Origin of the sequence: Proteus hauseri (assembly GCF_004116975.1) — a bacterium.
GTDB lineage: Bacteria > Pseudomonadota > Gammaproteobacteria > Enterobacterales > Enterobacteriaceae > Proteus > Proteus hauseri.
This window is the reverse complement of the sequence record NZ_CP026364.1, coordinates 3,707,438-3,727,775: the sequence shown is the minus strand read 5'-3', so window position 1 is coordinate 3,727,775 and position 20,338 is coordinate 3,707,438. Positions and strand designations below refer to the sequence as shown.

General features: G+C 32.3%; 24 protein-coding genes. 16 read left to right on the top strand and 8 right to left on the bottom strand.

The genetic code is table 11. From position 1 onward, the window contains the following. Window positions 1-208 precede the first annotated feature (208 nt). The 4 genes from PH4a_RS17110 to PH4a_RS17095 are packed head-to-tail and all read left to right on the top strand — an operon-like array spanning window position 209 to window position 1,690. On the top strand, window positions 209-580 hold the full coding sequence (locus PH4a_RS17110; RefSeq protein ID WP_020945795.1) for a putative holin: 372 nt from the start codon (window positions 209-211) through the stop codon (window positions 578-580). After that, window positions 577-849: a phage holin family protein gene (locus PH4a_RS17105; protein WP_109391150.1), complete on the top strand. Its 273-nt coding sequence runs from the start codon at window positions 577-579 to the stop codon at window positions 847-849. The genes PH4a_RS17110 and PH4a_RS17105 overlap by 4 nt, the downstream gene beginning before the upstream one ends. 2 nt (window positions 850-851) lie before the next feature. Further along, a complete protein-coding gene (locus tag PH4a_RS17100; protein ID WP_129041501.1) occupies window positions 852-1,196 on the top strand; it encodes a M15 family metallopeptidase in 345 nt (114 codons plus the stop codon). After that, window positions 1,196-1,690 (top strand): hypothetical protein, encoded by a 495-nt coding sequence (locus PH4a_RS17095; protein ID WP_129041499.1) that lies wholly within the window; start codon window positions 1,196-1,198, stop codon window positions 1,688-1,690. Before PH4a_RS17100 ends, PH4a_RS17095 begins: the two co-directional genes overlap by 1 nt. Window positions 1,691-1,921: 231 nt before the next feature. On the opposite strand, the gene PH4a_RS17090 is transcribed toward PH4a_RS17095, so the two are convergent. Then, complete coding sequence (locus PH4a_RS17090; protein ID WP_129041497.1) at window positions 1,922-2,455, bottom strand: HNH endonuclease; 534 nt, start codon at window positions 2,453-2,455, stop codon at window positions 1,922-1,924. Between the two features lie 926 nt (window positions 2,456-3,381). Further along, a complete protein-coding gene (locus PH4a_RS17085) occupies window positions 3,382-3,903 on the bottom strand; it encodes an SMI1/KNR4 family protein (protein ID WP_129041495.1) in 522 nt (173 codons plus the stop codon). Between the two features lie 227 nt (window positions 3,904-4,130). On the opposite strand from PH4a_RS17085, the gene PH4a_RS17080 reads away from it, so the two are divergent. Continuing rightward, complete coding sequence (locus PH4a_RS17080; protein ID WP_129041492.1) at window positions 4,131-4,883, top strand: nucleotidyltransferase domain-containing protein; 753 nt, start codon at window positions 4,131-4,133, stop codon at window positions 4,881-4,883. Then, window positions 4,864-5,919, top strand: a complete 1,056-nt coding sequence (locus tag PH4a_RS17075) for a DNA polymerase beta superfamily protein (RefSeq protein ID WP_129041490.1) — start codon at window positions 4,864-4,866, stop codon at window positions 5,917-5,919. The genes PH4a_RS17080 and PH4a_RS17075 overlap by 20 nt, the downstream gene beginning before the upstream one ends. Before the next feature lie 160 nt (window positions 5,920-6,079). Here PH4a_RS17075 and sra read toward each other — a convergent pair whose 3' ends face one another. Both sra and PH4a_RS18385 read right to left on the bottom strand, forming a co-directional pair. Further along, the gene (gene sra, locus PH4a_RS17070) at window positions 6,080-6,316 is read right to left on the bottom strand and encodes a stationary-phase-induced ribosome-associated protein (RefSeq protein ID WP_129041488.1); all 237 of its coding nucleotides are present in this window, start codon (window positions 6,314-6,316) and stop codon (window positions 6,080-6,082) included. 565 nt (window positions 6,317-6,881) lie between these two features. Further along, entirely contained in the window at window positions 6,882-6,959 is a 78-nt protein-coding gene (locus tag PH4a_RS18385; protein WP_244212980.1) for a divalent-cation tolerance protein CutA, read from the bottom strand. Between the two features lie 417 nt (window positions 6,960-7,376). On the opposite strand from PH4a_RS18385, the gene PH4a_RS17060 reads away from it, so the two are divergent. From PH4a_RS17060 to PH4a_RS17045, 4 genes are all read left to right on the top strand, one after another. Continuing rightward, window positions 7,377-8,360, top strand: coding sequence for a sugar-binding transcriptional regulator (locus PH4a_RS17060; RefSeq protein ID WP_129041486.1), 984 nt, complete (start codon window positions 7,377-7,379; stop codon window positions 8,358-8,360). A gap of 241 nt (window positions 8,361-8,601) precedes the next feature. Next, window positions 8,602-9,357 (top strand): molybdate ABC transporter substrate-binding protein, encoded by a 756-nt coding sequence (gene modA / locus PH4a_RS17055; protein ID WP_129041484.1) that lies wholly within the window; start codon window positions 8,602-8,604, stop codon window positions 9,355-9,357. Window positions 9,358-9,447: 90 nt separating this feature from the next. Next, the gene (locus PH4a_RS17050) at window positions 9,448-10,218 is read left to right on the top strand and encodes an ABC transporter permease (protein ID WP_129041481.1); all 771 of its coding nucleotides are present in this window, start codon (window positions 9,448-9,450) and stop codon (window positions 10,216-10,218) included. Further along, window positions 10,218-10,829: an ABC transporter ATP-binding protein gene (locus PH4a_RS17045; RefSeq protein ID WP_129041479.1), complete on the top strand. Its 612-nt coding sequence runs from the start codon at window positions 10,218-10,220 to the stop codon at window positions 10,827-10,829. Before PH4a_RS17050 ends, PH4a_RS17045 begins: the two co-directional genes overlap by 1 nt. Window positions 10,830-10,863: 34 nt before the next feature. Here the strand turns inward: PH4a_RS17045 and PH4a_RS17040 are convergent, their stop codons facing one another. Both PH4a_RS17040 and PH4a_RS17035 read right to left on the bottom strand, forming a co-directional pair. After that, entirely contained in the window at window positions 10,864-11,556 is a 693-nt protein-coding gene (locus tag PH4a_RS17040; RefSeq protein WP_129041478.1) for an XRE family transcriptional regulator, read from the bottom strand. 109 nt (window positions 11,557-11,665) lie between these two features. Then, a complete protein-coding gene (locus tag PH4a_RS17035; RefSeq protein WP_129041476.1) occupies window positions 11,666-11,923 on the bottom strand; it encodes a hypothetical protein in 258 nt (85 codons plus the stop codon). Window positions 11,924-12,758: 835 nt separating this feature from the next. Here PH4a_RS17035 and PH4a_RS17030 point away from each other — a divergent pair. Together PH4a_RS17030 and PH4a_RS17025 are read left to right on the top strand one after the other, a co-directional pair. Then, window positions 12,759-13,166: a DUF4878 domain-containing protein gene (locus tag PH4a_RS17030; protein WP_129041474.1), complete on the top strand. Its 408-nt coding sequence runs from the start codon at window positions 12,759-12,761 to the stop codon at window positions 13,164-13,166. Further along, window positions 13,163-13,720, top strand: coding sequence for a YiiX/YebB-like N1pC/P60 family cysteine hydrolase (locus PH4a_RS17025; protein WP_129041472.1), 558 nt, complete (start codon window positions 13,163-13,165; stop codon window positions 13,718-13,720). Before PH4a_RS17030 ends, PH4a_RS17025 begins: the two co-directional genes overlap by 4 nt. A 76-nt stretch (window positions 13,721-13,796) precedes the next feature. Here the strand turns inward: PH4a_RS17025 and PH4a_RS17020 are convergent, their stop codons facing one another. Further along, entirely contained in the window at window positions 13,797-14,585 is a 789-nt protein-coding gene (locus tag PH4a_RS17020) for a glucose 1-dehydrogenase (RefSeq protein ID WP_129041470.1), read from the bottom strand. A 254-nt stretch (window positions 14,586-14,839) separates the two neighbouring features. On the opposite strand from PH4a_RS17020, the gene PH4a_RS17015 reads away from it, so the two are divergent. Then, the gene (locus PH4a_RS17015; RefSeq protein ID WP_129041468.1) at window positions 14,840-15,544 is read left to right on the top strand and encodes an RNA ligase family protein; all 705 of its coding nucleotides are present in this window, start codon (window positions 14,840-14,842) and stop codon (window positions 15,542-15,544) included. Beyond that, window positions 15,541-16,677: an AAA family ATPase gene (locus tag PH4a_RS17010; RefSeq protein ID WP_129041466.1), complete on the top strand. Its 1,137-nt coding sequence runs from the start codon at window positions 15,541-15,543 to the stop codon at window positions 16,675-16,677. The genes PH4a_RS17015 and PH4a_RS17010 overlap by 4 nt, the downstream gene beginning before the upstream one ends. 99 nt (window positions 16,678-16,776) lie before the next feature. On the opposite strand, the gene PH4a_RS17005 is transcribed toward PH4a_RS17010, so the two are convergent. Continuing rightward, on the bottom strand, window positions 16,777-17,280 hold the full coding sequence (locus tag PH4a_RS17005; RefSeq protein ID WP_129041464.1) for a DUF4822 domain-containing protein: 504 nt from the start codon (window positions 17,278-17,280) through the stop codon (window positions 16,777-16,779). 1,031 nt (window positions 17,281-18,311) lie between these two features. Between PH4a_RS17005 and PH4a_RS17000 the strand changes: the two genes are divergently transcribed. Together PH4a_RS17000 and PH4a_RS16995 are read left to right on the top strand one after the other, a co-directional pair. Beyond that, on the top strand, window positions 18,312-19,532 hold the full coding sequence (locus tag PH4a_RS17000; protein ID WP_064720196.1) for a PfkB family carbohydrate kinase: 1,221 nt from the start codon (window positions 18,312-18,314) through the stop codon (window positions 19,530-19,532). Window positions 19,533-19,557: 25 nt separating this feature from the next. Next, the gene (locus tag PH4a_RS16995) at window positions 19,558-20,295 is read left to right on the top strand and encodes a glutamine amidotransferase (protein ID WP_129041462.1); all 738 of its coding nucleotides are present in this window, start codon (window positions 19,558-19,560) and stop codon (window positions 20,293-20,295) included. Window positions 20,296-20,338 lie beyond the last annotated feature (43 nt).

The window sequence follows — 20,338 nt, the reverse complement described above, 5'->3', positions numbered from 1 at the left end:
CCACTAATAATAGTAAATGCATTTTATTCATAAATTTAATATAAGGCAATGCATTAAGCAATTTAACTTATATTTAAAATGTTTTAGTTGTTATTATTACCATTGTTTATAATTTAATTTATTACTTATATTATTCTAAAAAGCATTTTTGTCTATCTTTATGGTTATGTAGTATCATGATTATTCATTAATCACTGGTACTACACTCATGCAAGAAGATGTCTACACAAAAGCTGGGATCGGCACTACTGCTTTTCTTGGTTACTTCGCAGGGCTTCCAGCAGAAGTTGTTATGGGTTCACTGTTGGGAGCCATCTTCTTTACCACTGCTGCTACTGAATATAGCTTTAAACGTAGATCGGTATTAGCTTTTCTAAGCTTCGTTTGTGGTCTTATATTCTTTAGCCCCGCAGCAACTATCTTTATTTCTGTTACTGGTCTTTTCGGTGTGAAACCGGAGCAATACGAAATCGAACATATCGATGCCGTAGGTGCTTTTGTTTCCGCTTTGCTTGTGGTTAAGTTAAGCGTAAAAGCATATGGAAGGGCTGATATACCGAAACAAGGAGGGCAACAATGAAATGCGAAACATTGCTCACTATTGTTAATGCCATCATCTGTACCGTCATATTTCTACGTGTGTTCTATTTTAAACGTGACGGCAGACAACACTGTAAAAAAGGTGGATGGTTAGCTTTCCTCATTCTTGCTTACTCTTCAAGCGTACCTATTCGCGCTTACTTCGATCCTAGTTATCACGCTGATATCTACAACATCTTTGCCAATATCCTGATCTGCACAACATTGATGGTCAGTAAAGGCAATGTCATCAAGTTTATAAAGGGGTGAATATGTCATTAGTTGATAAACAAAATACGTTTACAGGTATGGTTGCAAATCTGATCACCTTTGCTCAGCAGAAAGGATATAAATTGACGTTTGGTGAGGCTTATCGTACAGAAGAACAAGCTAAATTAAATGCAAAGAAAGGGTCCGGTATTAGCAACAGTCTTCACACTCAACGTTTAGCAGTTGATTTCAACCTATTTGATGCTAACGGCAAATACCTTACAGCCACCAGCGACTATAAAGAACTGGGTGAGTATTGGGAATCATTGGGCGGAAGTTGGGGCGGTCGTTTTAAAACTCGTCCTGACGGCAATCATTTTTCATTAGAGCACAATGGGGTTCGTTAATGAATAAAACCGTCATAGCGTTAATTGCTTTGGCTGTTTCCTTTACCGCTGGCTTTGTTGCTGGCGGTATTTATTTTGATAACCGATCAATGAATAAACAGATTGCAGGTAATCAATTAGATGAAAAGGATGTGGCCACAAATATTGAACTGCGTAAACACGCAGACAATGAGCAGCAGAATAGGTTGGAGATATATCATGACGCACAACAGCATGATACGATACGCACAGATGCTTTGCTTGATCGTGTTCTTAATCACTTTGACAGGATGCAGCTCTCAACCAGTACCACGCAAACAGAAGTTGCAAGTACCGATAACGCCAATACCTGCCGAGTTGAGAAAGCCAAAGCCAGTGAACTTTCTCGACAACTACGAGAAACACTTGAACGATATGGGCGTGAAGCTCAGCGTGCAGATGAAAATACCAGAACACTCAACCTTTGTATTTCAGAGCTGGGAGCAAAGGAAAAACTCCTCAATTCTTACCGATGAAAAAGTAGACAGATTTCATAATGACGGTATCGGTGACGGTGTTAGTGATATCTAATTTTAATATAATTAATATTTATCAGTGAGTTAAATCACTAGAATATAATTGAGTGGGAATAAAATACCTTTTATCAGCAATAGTTGATAAAGGTTAAAAAACCAATAGCCATCAGTAAGTTACTGGTGGCTTTTTTTCTAACATATGATTTTAATTGAAAAGACAATTAATAGTAGTTAACCATTAAATTTTTCAAATATTTTTTTTCTGTAATATTCCAAATACTCTTGATTCGGCGAAAAACTTTTTGGTTTGCAAAGTTTATCTCCTTTAATCAGGTCGGTAATTTTTTTCAATGATGGATCATTGTTTACTATTTCAGTAACTATAATTTTAAGCTGAGAGTCAAAAGTAATATAGCCTGCATCGAATAATTTATCGTGCATTACACAAAGAGAAATACCATTTGTGGGATCTAATCTAATATCTTTTCTGGTCGCCCATGGAATTATATGTGAACCAATCAATAATGTTTTTGTATTAATTCCGCAAACTGCACATTTGTTTCTATAATTATTTTTAACGGTATTGGAAAATACAATTTGTTTTGAACGACGGGTACTTTCACTTTTTATATCATCAACATAGTAGTTTTTAGTTTGAATATTTTGAAGTGCTTCTGTTGCAGCGTTATTATCATAATCAATTTTAATATCGTCTGTCGCTAGCTGCATTAAAGATACAAAATCTTCTTTAGCAATTTTGTTCATTCCATATTGGTTAAAAAAATTTCCCCACGATCCTTGTTGTTTTTTCTTGAAGTGCCAATTAAATTTTTCGAGTTCTTCAGGATGAATATTATTAATGAATGGATAAGGTTTAGTGATAGTTCCATTTACACTAGTTTTATCATTATTTTTTTACTAATATCTAGAGATGGAGTGATATCTTCTATTTTTCCTGCTCCAAAAAAATAAAATTTTCCTGTTTCGGAAGCTTTACCTGGACGGCGATATATAAATAAATCACCAGGTTTAACTAATCCAAATTTACTAGTTCTCTAGGAATACCTTACAAAATCTACATCATCGTGTACGGCACGACTACCTCTTGTATCCAAGATGAAAAAATTTGTATTCGGGTTATTTAACTCTGTACTATATAAATTTTTATAATTCATTTTTTAGCTTATTAATAAAAGATTAATATAGTTAACGTTACATTTATTAATAAATATTTTAACCATTTTGTATTCTTTATGTAAATAGTCGTTTTTATTGGTTCAGATAGTAAAACAATTCACATGGAAATATTTATTAAATAATGAATTATATTAAAAATAGACAAAATGAAATGAATTTTAAAATCTTGATCAAAATTAAAGTTTTAATTAATATTAACCATTTAAAAACAGATGCTTATAAAATATTTAGTATGAATTTAGTAAGTCTATATACTCATGCTTGTTTTTATTTATATTCTGTATAAATAATAAATAATAAATAATAAATAATAAATAATAAATAATAAATAATAAATAATAAATAATAAATAATAAATAAAAATAGATAGTTATTATTTAAAAATAATAACTTTACTTTTTTATCAGTTATCAGTTATCAGTTATCAGTTATCAGTTATCAGTTATCAGTTGTTAGTTATTAGTTGTTTTTTTATATGCAATTTTTAAATAAGCTCATAACACCAAACTGAAAATCTTTTCTTTATCACCTACAATTATTGATATCTCGTTAAAAAAATCAGTAAAGGAATTATAAATTTTATAAATATTACCATAACTATCAACACCTTGATAGGCATATTCTTGCATTTTATCCTCAGCATGGATGCCTGTGCGATCCCAATAATAAATGCCTTTTTGTTTACCTTGAGTAATTAAAAGATAAAAATTACCACCAGGGTCTTCACCAATTAAAAACGAATTTGAAATATGTGTAATTTCCTCTAAAAACTCGTTATTGATATGTTCTAAACAAAAATTGTCGTTTGTTATTTTTGAACCAAAGAGAACATCAAAAGCAATAAAACCATCATCAACTTTGTTACAAGGTAAATCACAATAATCAGGTGATGAGACCCTATAACCGTTGTAGTATGCTAAAAAAAGCTTGTAGTCATCGGGAAATGAGATTGAATAGGAAGACTCAAGAGCTTTAATTTCCAAGTAGCTTAACCCTGCTGTGTAAATGATAGGCATAATATATTGTTCGTTATTGAAAGATAAAAATATTCTGTACTAAGAAAATGTATATAGCATATTGAGTTAAAAGAAAATATTTATTTTTTCGTAACAAAAGAGCAATTAATAGATTGTAGAAAAACCATGATGAAAAATGCCATTTTATTCTTGTTGTATAAGCGATAATGAGTATGTTAAAAACCTAAGTTAATTAAAAAATAATAAAAATAGGAGATAAGGAAATCATGCATAATGAGATTTTAAAAAAGTTACCACAAATTGAACAAGAGTATCAGGTAAAACTACTCTATGTTGCAGAAAGTGGTAGTCGTGCTTGGGGTTTTGCATCAACAGATAGCGATTATGATGTTCGAGGTATCTTTATACAACCACGTAATGCTTATCTTTCAATAGATAAGCCTAAAGAGACATTTGAATGGATTGAAAATAGTTGGTTTGATGTTGGTGCATGGGATATTACTAAAGCGCTACATTTATTAAGAAAATCTAATTGTATCTTATTAGAATGGTTACAATCACCTATTGTTTATCAGCAATATCCCAATGTACAACAAGAGCTTTTTGAATTAGCCAAACTTTATTATCAGCCCAAAGTTATTGTACATCATTATCGAGGTATTGCGAAAACAACCGGAGAGATTACCAATAATACGATAAAACTAAAAAAGTGGTTTTATTTATTACGTTCACTTTTATCAGCATATTGGACAGTAAAAACAGGTGAAATACCACCAATGAAACTTAATAAGTTAATAAAAATCCTAACTGAAGAACAGCAGGTTAGAATTAATCAATTAGTTGAGTTTAAATCGGATAAAGACGAACATTTTACGTGGTTACCACCAGAAGATATGCAACAACTTATCAGCTTTTTATGGCAAGCAACAGATGTCAAATTTGCTAAAAGAGATGTACCTAGTAATGAAGTATTAAATAACTGGTTTAGGGATAAATTAAATGAAACTGACCATCGATGATATAAAGCCTTACCTGTTATTTGAGAGTATTTCTGGTAGCCGTTCACACAACCTTGCAACTGAAACCTCAGATACCGATATTAAAGGTGTATTCTATTTACCAAAGGATCTTTTCTATGGGTTAGATTATGTCCCACAAGTAAGTAACGAAAGCAATGATATCGTTTATTATGAATTAGGGCGCTTTGTTGAATTATTATGTGCTTCAAATCCGAATATTTTAGAGTTACTAAATTCACCAGAACAGGTTGTTATTTATAAACACCCATTAATTTCAAAACTAAAACCTGAATGGTTTTTATCTAAAGCTTGTGTACAAACTTTTGTACGTTATGCCCAAGGACAAATTAAAAAAGCACAAGGGTTAAATAAAAAGATAGTTAATCCTGTTGATAAACAATTAAAAACAATTTTAGACTTTTGCTACATTATTGAGCAAGGAAGATCAGTTCCAGTTAATGAGTGGTTAGCAATACATGATTGGCAACAAGAGCATATTGGGTTAGTTGATTTAACTCATGCTCAAGATCTTTATGCCGTTTATTATGATAAGTTAGGTCATTATCAAGGCATAATAAAAAAGGAAAAAGCAACAGATGTATTACTAAGCAGTATTCCTAAATCGGCAAAATTAGAGGCCTATCTAAGCTTTAATAAAGAAGGCTATAGTGCTTATTGTAAACAATATCATGAATATTGGCAGTGGGTAGAGTTACGCAATGAAGCCCGTTATCAACAAAATGTTGAGCATGGCCGTAGCTATGATAGTAAGAATATGATGCACACATTCAGATTGCTTTATATCGCCTTAGGTATTGCGCAAGAAGGAAACGTAAAAGTTTGGTGCGATAATCGAGATGAATTATTAAAAATAAAATCAGGAGTATTTAGTTACAAGGAATTACTTTTTCGTAGTGAAGAGCTTATTGAAAAAATTTATAAGGCTTTTGAAACAAGTAAATTACCTGAAGATATTAACTATAAAAAAGCAAAATTAGCATTAGTGAATATTAGAAAAATATTATATCAGGGATAAAAGAGAGAGAAGAATATTAAATAATTAAAATAAAATATTAAAAGGCATCTATAAAACAATTATCCCTTACGCAATGTAAGGGATAAACTGAGGTTATAAATAATTATCGTTAAATAAAAATCTGTCACTATTTATAAAACAGTAAGAGTATTTTGACGTATTATAAGTTATTGACAATATATGCAGGGTAAGCATCAGTCAATTTTAAATATCTACGTTTTTTCTCTGTAGAATTTCTAAAATCTTGCTTTAAGCAGACTTGTGTTGCATTTTTTAGCTCTAAAGGTAGGTTATCCGCTTCTGTAGGGGTAATAATGGATAAACGCACTTTCTTTTTAGACCGACTTAAATTGTAAGGTAAACCTAAAAGACGTCTTGCGACTCTGTTTGTTTTCACAACTCACTCCTTTTTTACATGTAATAGAGAGAAAGCTTAAATAGTATAGCAAAAAACAATAAGGATAAGATGTCGAGATATCTCATTAATTAGCATAAATAGCTATATACTATCTATAATAATTTAAAAACTTTAATTATGATTAAATATATTCTTCAAAAAAATAGTATGAAATAAAATTAAAGAAATTAGAATGTAACTATTAATAAAATTAAGTTGGGCTAAGTTTTTTTGTATAAATCTAGAGTTGAAAATCAGAAGTTATTTTTAATATTTTCGATAATTTACTTGTCTAAATATTTAGATGTTTCAGTTATTGATATTTACGAACGGTTATCATTTTTTATGATATTAGGGATAATTTAAATGAAAAAAGTAATTAACTTATTATTTAAAAGAATTGAGACCCCAATTAAGATAACTATCGAAACAATTTTCTATTGGTATTATAATAACGTCAGGTACATCATAGATATATAATAAGTGTATTGATAAGTGTGGGTTGCTTGGTTACTTCACTTAAAGTTACCATAAACACTTAATTATATTAACTAATTTTTTTATCTTAAAAATATATAGATTTCAAATTAAAAATTATATTGATACAAGCAGCGAGTTTTGTATTTATGCGTTGATATGCCATTTCTTTAGCAATTTTCTCATTGGGGAGAGTTAAATATACAATGATCATCGTTTAGTTCTCATCTATTCATCTATTTTTTACGAATATGATAAGTTTGATTCACTTTAAATGTTATCTAAATAAAACTTTTTAAAACTTAAAGCTATTTTTTTAATTTTTAACCAGATAAAAAAACATTTTCAAAAAAAACTTTCTCGTTATGAATTCTTTACGGCATTATTAAGAGCTTTTTACATATCGCAAAGCTCTCATGTAAAGAAAAATATGTTTTTGCCGATATTATTGGTAGTTTAATGAAATGTATCTATTTGTGTTATAAGAATTTATTTACTTAATAACATTCTTATCTTCAGTAGTATCACTAATATAAAATAAATTAATTAGTAACAACATTTATAAATAAATGTGGGGTTTAAAATGGAAAATAATTCGCTAAAAAATGCGAGTTTATTTGATAATGATCCCGTTCTCTATGCTGCATGGCTTTACTATCAGGACGGACTCAGTCAAAGTGAAGTTGCGAATATTATGGGCGTTTCTAGGGTAACTGTAGTGAAATATTTACATTTAGCCAGAGAAAAAGGGTTCGTAAATATTAGCTTAGATTCATCTGTATTTTCTACGATTGATTATGCGATCAGAATAAAAGCAAAATTTGATCTTAATAATGTGCTTATTTTACCAGATGAAGAAAAGAATAAACCGCAACAAACTTTAAATATGAATAGAGGAAGATTAGCAAAAGCAGGGGCAATGTATCTTTCTCAGTTAATTAATGATGATGATATTTTGGGCGTTGCTTGGGGAAGAACAATTTATAAGTTAGGGAATTACCTTCCACCCAAGTCATTGAAAAATATCACTGTATTACAAATGATTGGCGCAGTTGCACCGCAACCTGATTTTACAACGGCAGAAGCAGCAGCACTGATTGCAAATAAATTCTCAGGATGCAGTATTAATTTACATGTGCCAGCAGTTGTTTCTAGTGCGCGTTTAGCGATGGAATTGCAAGCAGAACCTATTATTCGTCGTAATTTTTCGGCTTTAAATCAATGTAATAAAGCATTATTTGTTGTGGGTAATACGCAAGATGATAATCCGTTAGTCACGACAGGGGTTTTAACAACGGCTGAAATGGCGCAATATCGTGATTTAGGAGCAGTAGGTGTTATCTGTGGTCGATTCTATGATGCACAAGGTAATCCGCTAGTGGCTGATGTTGATCTTCGTATCATGGGAATTAGCCTTGCGCAATTAAGACAAATACCACAGCGATTATTTTTAGCGGGAGGCATTGAGAATATTCAGGCAACAATAGGGGCAATAAAAGGAGGATATGCCACTGATATTGTTATTGATGAAGTAACCGCACTCGCACTATTAGAAATAGATAATTAATAATAAGATCCTCGTGAATACGAGGATCTGTTGATTGATTTCATCATTAGTCTTAGAAAATTAAATCGTATTACTGTTTATTTCACTAAGGCACTTTGCATAAGTTTAGTCCATAAATAAAGTAGTAAAATGATAAACCACTGACATTTTCATCTTTTTTTCTATGAGTAACTTGCCTTAATTTCTTACATCATTCATTATATAAAAAATTATATAACGAATGATTGGTTTAGAGGTTTTTATGGCACGCCGTATATTGGCTAGTTTAGGTATAGCTTTAGGATTATTTTGTCACAACACACTTGCAGCAGAATTACATCTCTATGCTGGCGCAGGATTAAAACAACCTGTAGAGCAGGTTGTTAATGTATTTGAAAAAGAAACGGGTAATAAAGTAATCATTGAGTATGGTGGCTCAGGACAAATATTAACGCGTTTTAATTTAACTAAACAAGGCGATCTATTTTTCCCTGGTTCACAAGATTATGTAGAAAAATTAGATAAAGAAGGACAAGTTGTTAATCAATATTCCATTGTTCGTCACATTCCTGTTATTGCTGTTCGCAAAGATAAAGTAGGTGATATAAAAACGATAGAAGATCTTGCTAATAGTTCTTTAAAATTGGGAATGGGTGATGCTAAAGCCATTGCTTTAGGTCAAAGTGGCGAACAACTTATTGATGCATCTGGTCAAGGTGATAAATTACGAGGAAAAGTAATTGTTCGTACCGCGACTATTAAACAATTATTGATGTATTTGTTAAACGGTGAAGTTGATGCCGCTATCATTGGTTATGCAGATGCAATGAAAAATCAAGACAAACTCGTTTTATTACCTGTTCCTGAAGGCAGCCCTGAAGAAATTGCGACATTAGCAGTATTAAAAACGTCAACAAATCCGCAAGAGGCGCAGCTATTAGCTGATTACTTTACAAGGGCAGAGGGTATCAAGGCTTTTACTGATTATGGTTTTCTCCCTATTATTTCGAAACCATAGATTTTTTTCTCACATAAATTGTGTTTTTTCGCCACCAGCTTACTGGTGGCTTTTTTCATTTATACTGCATAATAATTTTAAGGAACGCGAGTGTTTCGTTGGGCATTAATTCCTCTTTTTTTATTGTTTTTTTTGATTTTAGGATCTTTGGTCGCGTTAATTTGCCAACTCTCTTATGAACAATTGAGAGAGGTTATTTTTGATCCTGAATTTCATTTCGCAATTGGAATGTCATTAAGTACGGCATTAATGTCATTATGTTTAGCTATTTTTTTGGGGGTTCCTGCTGCGTGGGCAATGGCACGTATTTCATTTAAAGGACGACGTTTTGTTGATGTATTATTAGATTTACCTTTAGTGACACCACCATTGGTTATAGGTATAGGATTATTATTGTTGTTAGGGAATCAAGGACCTTTCACATCGATTTTTCCCCAATTAGCTCGCTCTTTATTTTCGCCGTTAGGTATTATTATTGCGCAAACTTATGTTGCTAGTGCAATTATTATGCGTAATAGCTTATCTGCATTTAAAGCAGTTGATCCCGCTTATATTCAAACGGCTCAAAATTTAGGATTAACGCCAACAAAAACATTTCTTTTAATTGAAATTCCACTTTGCTGGCCAGCGTTAATGAGTGGGAGTATTGTTGCTTTTTCTCGAGCATTAGGTGAGTTTGGTGCCACCTTAATGTTAGCAGGAGCCACTCGATTAAAAACAGAAACATTGCCTATGGCAATTTATTTAAATATTGCCAGTGGTGATTTCTCATTAGCAATAGGCTGTGCTTTGGTACTTATTGCCATAGCAATTACATTACTGTTTGCTTTGCATCGCTTACAACGTGAAAGGAAATCCTGATGTTAGAAATTAACTCACTTACAACGGGAATTTTAAATAATATTTCTTTGAATGTGATAAAAGGGGAATGCTTAGGTGTTAGTGGAACTTCAGGTAGTGGTAAAACAACATTATTAAATGCAATAGCAGGCTATACCAACTATTTTGGTGATATTATTCTTGATAATAAAAATATTAATCAGCAGCCAGTGTGGTTACGCTCTTGCCGTTATTTGAATCAACGGCTTTATCTATTTCCATTTATGACAGTAGCTCAAAATCTTTGGCTAGCACAATATGGTGCGAAACAAAAACGTAATAAAGATAGAGAGATTGAGATATTAGAACAAATGGGGATTGCTCATCTTTCTGCACGTTATCCTAATCAGATATCAGGTGGCGAACAACAAAGAGTTGCGTTGGCAAGGGCGCTTATTAGCCAACCCAAACTATTATTACTAGATGAGCCATTTTCAAGTCTGGATTGGGAAACTCGTTATCAGCTTTGGGATATCATCATCGCCTTAAAAACAAAGGAGATGACGATGATTATGGTAACTCATGAACCTCGTGAAATAGAGGCTTTAGCTGATAAAACGATTTTATTGTCAAAAGGACAAATTATTAGTTAAAACTAAAAGGCTAAAATAGACAGCTGATAGAGTATCACCACGCCATCACTGACCAGTGAATAATACGACCCATGATTTTTACTGAGTCAGTTTCTGCAGTTTCATCTGGAAATTCATCTTTGTTATAACTACGAATAATCAGTTTTCCACCAGGTTGGCGATAGAGTAGTTTTATTCTAAATAAAGCATCTTGTTCAATGGCATAGATGCCGCCATCAACAATACGTGTATTGCCTGTGTCTACAGTGACAGTTGAACCATTTGGAATAACGGGGGACATGCTATCGCCATAAACAGAAAAACAGATAACATTTTGAGATGATGCGCCATAACGACGTAATGTGCTTTTTGAAAATCTCAATTTATATCCATTATGATCTTCATTAGTACAGCAACCGTCGCCCGCGGCTAACTCAATACTTTTAAAGTAGGGAATTTCAACTTCATCAGCACTTAATGGAGTATTACTATCCCATTCACTGACTGGGTGCCATTCATTTTCAGGTGGAATTTCTGATATAGATTCATGTTCATCTTCGCCGTTTAATAGCCAAGCTAAATCGCAATTTAATGCTTTAGCTAATTCAGGTAAAAAACGAGGACGTTTAGTTTTTCCACTTTCTAATTGCTCAATGGATTGCTGGGTAGTACCCGCAAGTAGAGCAAGTTCAGATTGTGTTAAAGCTAATGCAATGCGTTTGTCTTTGGTGCGTTTCGCAATAGACATGGTGACTCCTAATACGTGTCCTTACATATTTAAGTACAAGCAGTATATCGTAAAAAGAAAACAATTTAAATTGTATTTTATAGTAATGCTAAAATTAGGATAAAATATATTACTGCGCTCGAAAAACATCATCAGCACTATTAGGTGGAGATTTTAACGGGTTTTCGTCGGTAACTTCAGGATCTCGCAGGACTTGCCCACAAAAAATATAGAGATCAGGTCTTTTCTTTTTTAAGTAATTAAGCCGAGTAGTGCATTCATCTTTAGTATAAATCGTTTCTGTAACAGGGATCGCATCACAAGAATCATGCCCACAAGGACTAACAAGTAAAACATAACCGACCAGCATGAGCTGTGAAGTAAACATAAAATGCCCTTTCATGTTTCGCCATTCAAAATCAGATGAATAGATTACCTATTCGCGATAAAAAATGCAGTTTCTATTTATCTTAAATAACATTAATGATGCAAAAAGTCGTATGTGATCACAAATTTTCTAGTGTTTATTTGTATTTTAGCTGAATGTGTTATAGATAAGTTTATAAAAAATCGAGAAATAAAGCCAGTGTAGTCGCTTAAAAAACAAATAGACTTGTTTTTAATACCTTTTAAAATAGATGAATTGTTATATTATAAATAATAATTTATGTTTTTATTTCTTTTATTATATTGCTGATTCTTTCTTACGTTTAAATAGAAGTTTTAATATTTAAAACATTAACTATTACTATTAAACTAAAATATTATTAAATAATATTTCATATGTATTAAAAATATTTATTGTTTTTAGTCTATAAAATAGATAGTGGTCGTTAAATAAACAGTAGATTTTATTGGTAAAAAGTAAGATTTCTTAATTGTTTGATTTTTAATATAATGCAAACGTATTTTTTTATTAAATTAAAAGTAATTGGATTATTTAAAATAGGAAATACTCATTTTATGATTGGTTGTTCAATGTATTCTAACGGAATTTTAGCTAAGTGATGAAAAGAAATTTTAATTTAAGTTTAAAATAAAAATAATCCATGACTGTTTCTATTCTTATCAAGTATAATTCTGTGGCAGAAAAGAAAAGCTTACTTTTCTACACTTCTACACAGAAAAATTTCAACTAGGCTATAAATAACATAATGCTATTATAAATAGTGTGTTATACAAAATCATTTGGTCAAATTATATATTTAAGGTGATGGTGAATTATGTTTAAAAAGATGATGAGTTTCTTGTTTCTAGCTGTTGCGTTAATGACGTTATCTGCATGTGGCGATAAAACAGATGAAGCAGGGCAAGCAGCAGTTGCATTTGTTGAAGCGGTTGCAGCAGGAGATGGCGATAAAGCTGTTTCATTAATGTACTTTGGTGACTTAGAAAAAGACCCTATGGCAGAGCAAATCACTGGTAAATTTAAAATGATCATTACCGAAGCAGGTAAGCAAATTAAAGAACAGGGTGGTTTAACTAAAGTTGAAGTCGTTAAAGTCGCATATTCAGAAGATAAAAATAGTGCTGTTGTCACATTAAAAACAGTACTTAAAAATGGCGAAGAAAAAACTGAAGACCAACAAATGATTAAGATTGATGGCAAATGGAAAGTTGCTGTTAAGTGATTATTCGCATATTTTTTTCTTTAGCTTTATTTTTAGCGAGCGCAAATAATGCGCTCGCTTTGCCTTATGAATTAAAAAGTGGTGATTTAGTTTTTCGTGATGGTGATGAGGTTATTAGCGATATTATTAAACAAGTAGATAACAGTGGTTTTAGTCACGTAGGAATGTTGTGGATCACTGAAGATGGTATTCAAGTAATACATTCAACACCAAGTGAACATCCTAATATAAAAGACGGTGTCACCATTGATAGTCTTGAGTTTTTTACTAGTAGAGCTAAACCTAATTCTGTTCGATTTTATCAAGTTAAAGGGGATGATGTAGCAAGAGATAAAGCGTTGCATATTGCTTTAAATCGTGTCGGTGAAAATTTTAGTATTTATCCTGAACAAGGTGTTTATTGCACAGAATTAGTCGCTGATGCATGGTTAAAAGCAGGTATTTCTATTTCAACAGGTACGAAAATATTAAATATACCTTTTATTTCAGATAGGCCGCTTATTTTCCCTGATAATCTGATTAATGCTGAAAATGTTGTTCTTTATTCAGACTGATTTTTACTAATCATGGTTCCCACCTTCTAGCACTATAAAAATTAAGAACTAAAAAGTGGGTTTTCTATTGGAATACTTAACCTTTGCCACCTTGGAAAGATGGGTAAAGCGTCATTCCACCATCAATAAAAATTGTCTGGCCTGTAATATAGGCCGATTGCTCTGATGCTAACCAAGCTGCAACATTTGCTACCACTTCAGGTTCCGCTGCGTATTTCATTGGGATCATCTCTTCCAATTCTTTACGTAGTTCATCATCTGCCATTTTTTCTTTATTAATTGGCGTATTGATTGCGCCAGGACCAATAGAATTAATTCTAATACCATGACTCGCATATTCAAGAGCGAGAGATTGTGTCAACATTCTAACGCCACCTTTGCTGGCTGCATAACTAGCAAAAGTAGGCCAAGGAATAATTTCATGAACAGAAGACATATTAATGATATTGCCTTGAATTTTATTTTCTACAAAATATCTTAGAGCAGAGCGAGCCGTAAGAAAATAGCTAGTTAAATTCACATTGATAATTTTATGCCAGTCAGCTAAATCGACAGCATGGGAGGGGGTCTGGGTTTCAATTCCGGCATTATTAATAAGAAGATCAAGTTTACCAAAATGATTTATTGCACAATAAATAAAATTATGTGCGATATCTTCATCACTAATATCACCACCAAAGATAATAGCTTTACCTAAACCTAATTTATTTAAATCATCAGCAAGAGCGTTTGCTTCTTCTTCATCAGAATGATAATTAATTACGACATTCATCCCTTCAGCGACTAATCGTGACACAACGGCAGCACCAATACCTCTTGATGATCCCGTAACGACAGCTACTTTTCCTTGAAGATCGTTGTACATATTTCCTCCGATATTCGATTAAAAAATTAAGTGAAAAGTAATATAAGTAATAAATAGAATTATTTATCTAGCACTCTATTAATCTTATGGTTAATATAGCCACTTATTTATTTTTTCACCTCTTCTTATTGTAGGTTGTTATTATGTAATACGCATTAAGGCACTGATGGAATAGTGCAGATTACAGACGAGTTTACTTGCTGAATAGCTATTTTAGTTTGGCAGGATTTCTGTTACTTAATGAGTAAAAAATAATGAACAATCAATCACAAAAATACGATAGAACGTATCACTATCCTTTTTCACCAGGCACAACGAATGATGATCGTATTAATTCGCAATGGTGGCAGGATATCTGCAATATAAAAACACTTATCCATACAGAAAAACTGGATGGAGAAAATAATTGTTTAAATCAAGCCGGGGTATTTGCTCGCTCTCATGCAACACCAACACAATCAGCATGGACGACACAACTACGCCAACGTTGGCAATTAATAAAGAATGATTTAGGGGATATCGATATCTTCGGTGAAAACCTTTATGCCATTCATTCTATTGAATATACATCTTTAGAAGAATATTTTTATGTGTTTGCGGTGCGCTGTAAAGATAAATGGCTGAGTTGGGAAGAAGTGCAATTTTATGCTGCACTGTTTGATTTTCCTACCGTTCCAGAAATTACGTTGCCCGATTGTAGCGATAAAAATAAATTTGAACAGATGATCGTTTCACAAGCAACCCAGCCAAGCTTTTTTCAGTCTCAAGATGTATCAACAAAAAAAGCGAGTCCAATGGAAGGTATTGTTACCCGAGATGCTCAATCTTTTGCATTAAATGAATTTTCTCATCGGGTGTTTAAGTATGTGAGAAAAGATCATGTTAAAACTGATGTGCATTGGAAAAAAAATTGGCAAAGAGCTCCCTTAAGTTGGGAAAAAGCACAGGAGTCTCGATGATGCTTCATAAAAAATTACATACCGAAATGTCATGGGATGAACTATGTGGCTTATATAGTGAAATAAGTGATATGGCAGGAGTCGTGCAAGATCCCATTCATCATGCTGAAGGCGATGTTGCTATTCATACTCAGCGTGTTATTGCGTCAGTAAAGTTATTGCCTGAGTACAGCTTATTATCAGAACGTGAACAACAAATTTTATGGATTGCGGCGCTGTTGCATGATGTAGAAAAACGATCTACTACACGAGAAGACGTGGGGCGAATTATTTCACCAGGTCATGCCCGTAAAGGTGAATTAACAACACGTCGCTTTCTTTATGAAAAAGTACCAGTTAATTTTATCGATAGAGAACATATTGCGGCATTAGTACGTTATCACGGATTACCTTTATGGGTAATGGATAAGCAGGATCCTAAAAAAGCATTATTATCTGCGTCATTACGCGTTGATTGTTATTTATTAGCACTATTAGCAAAAGCGGATGTATTAGGCCGAGATTGTGAAGATAAGCAAGCTCTATTCGATAAAATAGATTTGTTCTCACTTTATTGTGAAGAGCTAGAATGTTGGCGTAAACCTGCTTTTTTTCCTTCTGAACGAGCATGTTTTCATTATTTTTATACTGAAAATAGTACTGATTGTAATTATGAACCGTATCCTGAAAAAGGAAGTGAAGTCACTATACTTTGCGGACTACCAGGCATGGGAAAAGATACTTTTATTCAGCAGTATTGTGCAGATCGTCCGATAGTTAGTTTAGACGCACTACGCAGACAGCATAATATTAAGCCTGATAATCGAGATGCTAATGGTTGGATCGCTCAGTTAGCAAAAGAGCAAGCAAAGGAATATCTACGTCAGCATAAATCTTTTGTTTGGAATGCGACAAATATAACTCGACAAATGCGAGATCAGCTGATTTCACTGTTTTATCGCTATCAAGCTAAAATTACTTTGGTTTATATTGAAGTGCCTTATATACAGTGGCAAAAACAGAATAACGCAAGAGTTGAGTCAGTTCCTATAAAAGTAATGGAAAGAATGTTAACTAAGCTAGAAGTTCCATCTCCAGAGGAAGCCCATAAAGTTATTTATTGGGTTAATGGTCAATCACAAACGCTACTGTAATAGTTTAAAACCAAGTAACAAGAAAGATAAAATTAAAAAAAGGCTACTTTGTAAGTACAAAATAGCCTTTTAATTATTGGCCTACGAATATGAGAATTTTTACTTCTTAGGCTGGTGAATAATATCAAAATAAACGTTTTTATCGTCCGAATTTGGATAAATTCGATAAGTATATTCATCATTTTTAACTGTGATATTTTCGACACCACGTGTAAATAACACTTTTCCTTCAGTATCTTTCGCAGTTAATGTCCGGGTTTTACCATCTGATGATATTGCCCAATCACCTTGCATTTTTTGTTTGCCTTCAGGTGTAAACATAATAAATGTACCATTAGGATAATACTCTGCTAAACCAAAATAGTTGCTTACTTGAGCATTATCAGCTGAAACTTTGTTTCCTTTTTCATCAATAGCGTCTGTAGTCACCCAGACTTTTTCTATCATAATTTTCTCATAGTCATTTAATTCTTTTTGACTTTGAATAGCGCCTTTAGTCTGCAGTGTTGTAGTATTGGTTTGATTTTCAACTTTTACATCATTGGCAAAAAGAGAAAAACTAGCACTTAATAATGAGATTGCGATGAGTGATTTTATTTTCATTGATATATCCTTATGCAAGTTAAATTGTCATTTTTATCAAATAGCTTTGAATTTTGATTTACCTAAACTTAGCCATTAAATCGGGTAAGTACTAGAAAAGATGTATGTCAAAATGTTTCTAGTGAAAAGGATATTTGACAAAATGTAATGGTGATAAATTTCAATTATTTCACGATAACTACTATAATAGACCATTATATAGGTTGTTGTGGTTATTATATCTACCATTTAATTTATTGATGAGATAAGTCATTGCTACTGAAAGTTTATTATTGTGCTATAGATAGACTGACAATTTACAAAAGTATGCCAAAGCTTGACTTATTAGTTGGTTATATCGACAAAGAATAACCTCAAATAATTTTAGAAGTCGAGTAAAACAACGTTGAAAATAATAAAAAAGGATAAATTTTAGTCAATTCTGTTAAATTGCAGCAACATTGAATGTTATCTAGATCACAAAAATGAAATGCAAAATTTGTGTGTGTTTTATCCTTTTCTTTTGTATTACTTAACTAATGATCTCATTTTCTTTCGACGTTATCGTTTTCTTTTGGTTTTAATCATAAATCCCCCTATATTAATGATAAATTTTATTTAATAAATTTATTAAAAAGATTAATGCTTTGCTCGATTCAATAGCGCTGTCTATTATTTAAGCATGGCGACAGCTATTTAAATGATAGGAAGAAATTATTTTTCCTAAGTGATTAGGTATTAAGATATTTTTAATGAGTTAATTATATTTTTAAAAAAAATCAAAAATAAAAATGAAATATATGATATTAAATTTACTAATGATAATCCAAAGAGTAAATTTTTATTTTCATAATTTGTATTTATAAATATGAATTAAACTCATAATTTTATTTATTAAATAATCTTATCAAAACCATTGCTTATTTCTGTTTATTTTTGTTTTTTATTTTTGTATTTCTGCTTTTTTTTGCTTTTAATAAATAACATATGATTGTAATCACAATCCCATAACAACTATTAAATTAAAGTTGTTGCCATAGAGGTAACATTAAATGAAAGCAGAACGTCATAAAAAAATTATTAATTTGATCAAAGGTAATGGTGCCGTAAAAGTTTCTGTTTTAGCTAAAGAACTTAATGTTACCAAAGAAACTATTCGGTCAGATTTAAATACTCTTTCTGATAAAGGAATTATAAAAAGATGTCACGGAGGCGCTTTTATCGAATTTGAAACCTTAGATAAGGTTGCCAAGAAAGAAATTATACAATTTTTAGAATGTAATGACCAAATTGATAAAATTGATTTAGCAGGTAAAACTGCAATAAATAAGGTGTGTGTACTGGGATCATTTAATGTTGATATGATTAGTTATCTACCTAGATTGCCAGAAGCCGGGGAATCCTTATTATCCAATAAATTTATCTTCTCACCAGGAGGTAAAGGGTGTAACCAAGCTCTAGCTGCCAGTTATGCTGATGCTCAGGTGCATTTTATAACAAAAATCGGCACGGACCAGTTCAGTGATTATGCTGTGAATTTTATATCGTCATCAAGAATAAAAACATCAACGATATATCAAACAGAAAATTTTCAAACAGGAACAGCCTCTATTTTTGTATCAGAAGAGAGTGGGGAAAATATAATTTCTATTTACTCAGGTTCTAATATGGATATTTCTTCTGATGAAGTAAAAATACAGAAAGATAAAATTATTGACGCGGATATTATCTTATTACAATTGGAAACAAATATTGAGGCATTGAAAGAGATTATTTCTATAGGAAATGAAAATAATATTCCAATTATTCTTAATCCAGCGCCTTATAATAAAATTGTTCATAAATTACTTCCAATGGTGGATGTATTAACCCCCAATGAAACAGAAGCTAGTTTATTATCTGGTATCGAAGTATTGGATTTAGAATCTGCAAAAAATGCTGCAGTTTCTATTTATCAAAAAGGCGTAAATAAAGTTGTTATTACGCTGGGTAGTAAAGGTTCGTTAGCTTATGACGGATACAAGTATATTTACTCGCCGGCATACCCGGCCGTAGTAAAAAATACGGCAGGCGCTGGTGATGCTTTTAATGGTGCGCTGGCTGCCTCATTGGCAAAAGGAAAGCAGTTTTCTTATGCGTTACGCTATGCATCAGCTTTTTCATCGTTAGCTGTTGAGACGAGTAATGCTTCAGAAATGCCTGAAGATATTAATGTCATGCATCGCATCAATCAAACAACATATTCACAGATTGTTACGCAATCCCCTGAATAAATATGCTTTTGAAAGAGGAATAAAAATGAAAATTTTATTTATTGGTGAGTCATGGCACATTCATATGATTCACTCTAAAGGCTACGATAGCTTCACTTCCAGCAAATATGAAGAAGGTTCAACGTTTTTACTGAGCTGTTTAAGAGAAAAAGGCGTTGAAGTTGATTATATGCCAGCTCATACAGTGCAAATCGCATTCCCTAAAACAGCAGAAGAATTAGCTCAATATGATGTCATTGTTATCAGTGATATTGGTGCAAATACATTCCTTTTGCAAAACGATACTTTCTATAACATGAAAGTGATCCCAAATGCGTTAGGTTTAATAAAAGAGTTTGTTGTTAATGGTGGTGGCTTATTAATGATTGGTGGTTACCTGTCATTTATGGGTATTGAAGCAAAAGCAAACTATAAAAACACATTACTTGCAGAAGTTCTGCCTGTAGAAATGCTTGATGGTGATGATCGCGTTGAGGCACCAGAGGGTGTATTTGCAAGCGCTGTTAATGCAGAACACGCTTCTGTAAAAGGCTTTGCTCAATGGCCGATGTTCCTTGGTTATAACAAAGTCTCAGCTAAAGAAAATACTGAAACGGTATTAAATATTGGCGAAGATCCACTGCTGGTATTTGGTCAATTTGAGAAAGGTAAAACCGGTTGCTTTATGAGCGATTGTTCGCCGCACTGGGGTAGTAAAGAGTTTTTAGCATGGCCTCATTATGCTGATATGTGGGTCAATATTCTTAAGCAAATCGCACGTTAATCTGACTAAGAATAACAGTAATAAAAGTAGAAAAGCGCAGAGC